Here is a 2,261-nt window from a genome sequence, read left to right as displayed (position 1 = left end):
GCCCGATTCGGCGCGCGAGGAGATCCGCGACATCGTCATCGAGATCATCGGCCTCAAGAACGTCGTGATGTCGATCGCCGAGCAGGAGGAACTGCTCGACGACATCTGCAACGACGTGCTCGGCTACGGGCCGCTCGAGCCGCTGCTCGCCCGCGACGACATCGCCGACGTGATGGTGAACGGCGCCAACCGGACCTACATCGAGGTCGGCGGCAAGATCCAGCTGACCGGGGTGCGCTTCCGCGACAACCAGCAGCTGATGAACATCTGCCAGCGGATCGTCAGCCAGGTCGGCCGCCGGGTCGACGAGGCCTCGCCGATCTGCGACGCGCGCCTGCCGGACGGCTCGCGCGTCAACGTGATCGCCCCGCCGCTCTCGATCGACGGCCCGGCGCTCACCATCCGCAAGTTCAAGAAGGACAAGCTCACCCTCGACCAGCTCACCCGCTTCGGCTCGATCTCGCCCGAGGGTGCCAAGATCCTGCAGATCATCGGACGGGTGCGCTGCAACGTTGTGGTGTCGGGCGGTACCGGCTCGGGCAAGACCACCTTGCTCAACTGCCTCACCCGCTACATCGACGACGACGAGCGCATCATCACCTGCGAGGACGCGGCCGAGCTGCAATTGCAGCAGCCGCACGTCGTGCGCCTCGAGACCCGGCCGCCCAATCTCGAGGGCCAGGGCCAGGTCACGATGCGCGACCTGATCAAGAACTGCCTGCGCATGCGGCCCGAGCGGATCATCGTCGGCGAGGTGCGCGGACCGGAGGCCTTCGACCTGCTGCAGGCGATGAATACCGGCCATGACGGCTCGATGGGGACGCTGCACGCCAACTCGCCGCGCGAGTGCCTGGGCCGCATCGAGTCGATGATCTCGATGGGCGGCTTCAGCCTGCCCTCCAAGACCCTGCGCGAGATGATCGCCGGCTCGATCGACGTCGTCGTCCAGGCCGCGCGCCTGCGCGACGGCTCGCGGCGCATCACCCACATCACCGAGGTGATGGGGATGGAGGGCGACGTCATCATCACGCAGGACCTGTTCGTCTACGACATCGTCGGCGAGGACGCGAACGGCAAGCTGATCGGCCGCCACCGCTCGACCGGCATCGGCCGGCCGCGGTTCTGGGACCGGGCCCGGTACTACGGCGAGGACCGGGCGCTCGCCGCCGCCCTCGACGCCGCCGAGGTCCGCTCGGAGGAGACCGCGTGAGCCCCGTCGAGCGACCGGCGGCGCAGGGGCGGGCTCCCGCCGCGCCCGCGGGGAGGCGCCCGTGATCGACGTCGAGGCCGCGCTCGCGGCAGGCCTGCTCGCGGTCTCCGCGGTGTCCCTCGCCTCGGCGCTCGTCGTGCCGCTCCTGCCGGGCGAGGCCCGGGCCGCCAAGCGCCAGCAGGCGCTGATCGGCCAGCGCCAGGCCGTCGAGCGGGTGCAGGCGGTCAGTCGCCGCGACCAGGTGGCCAAGAGCCTCAAGGAGATCGAGGACAAGGAGAAGAAGGCGCGCATCAGCCTGGAACTCCGGCTGGCCCAGGCCGGCCTCGCCATCTCCAAGCGGCAATTCTACCTCTACAGCGCGGCGGGCGGCATGCTCGCCGGGGTCTTCGCCTTCCTGCTCGGGGGCGATCCGCTCCTGGCGCTCGGCGTCGCCTTCGCGGCGGGCCTCGGCCTGCCGCGCTGGCTGCTCGCCTACCTGCGCAAGCGCCGGATGACCCGCTTCATCCTCGAACTGCCGAACGCCATGGACGTGATCGTGCGCGGCATCCGCTCGGGCCTCCCGGTCGGCGACTGCCTGCGCATCATCGCCCGCGAGGCCCAGGAGCCGGTCAAGAGCGAGTTCCGGGCGCTCGTCGAGGCCCAGGCGATCGGTATCTCGCTCGGCGAGGCGGTCGGGCGCCTCTACGAGCGCATGCCGGTGCCGGAGGCGAACTTCTTCGCCATCGTGGTCGGCATCCAGCAGAAGTCGGGCGGCAACCTCTCGGAGGCGCTCGGCAACCTGTCGCGGGTGCTGCGCGACCGGCGCAAGATGGCCGAGAAGGTGAAGGCGATGAGCATGGAGGCCAAGGCCTCGGCGGCGATCATCGCCTCCCTGCCCTTCGTCGTCGCCACGCTCGCCTACCTCACCAGCCCGGACTACATCTCGCTGCTCTGGACCACCACGATCGGCCACATCGCGCTCGGCGGCTCGGCCCTGTGGATGATCGTCGGCGTCGTGGTGATGAGCCGGATGATCCGCTTCGACATCTGACCGCGGCGCGTCCGGCCCCGC

At 70.1% G+C, this 2,261-nt stretch carries 2 protein-coding genes; both read left to right on the top strand.

Going from position 1 to position 2,261, the window contains the following annotated elements; all coding sequences use genetic code 11:
• The coding region (locus tag A5481_RS31550; RefSeq protein WP_245298685.1) for a TadA family conjugal transfer-associated ATPase at window positions 1-1,210 on the top strand (1,210 nt) is incomplete at its 5' end.
• Between the two features lie 61 nt (window positions 1,211-1,271).
• A complete protein-coding gene (locus A5481_RS31545) occupies window positions 1,272-2,240 on the top strand; it encodes a type II secretion system F family protein (RefSeq protein WP_156312019.1) in 969 nt (322 codons plus the stop codon).
• The last annotated feature ends 21 nt before the right edge of the window (window positions 2,241-2,261 follow it).

The organism is Methylobacterium platani, from assembly GCF_001653715.1.
In the GTDB taxonomy this organism is placed as follows: Bacteria; Pseudomonadota; Alphaproteobacteria; order Rhizobiales; family Beijerinckiaceae; genus Methylobacterium; species Methylobacterium platani.
This window is presented reverse-complemented; position numbering and strand designations above follow the sequence as displayed.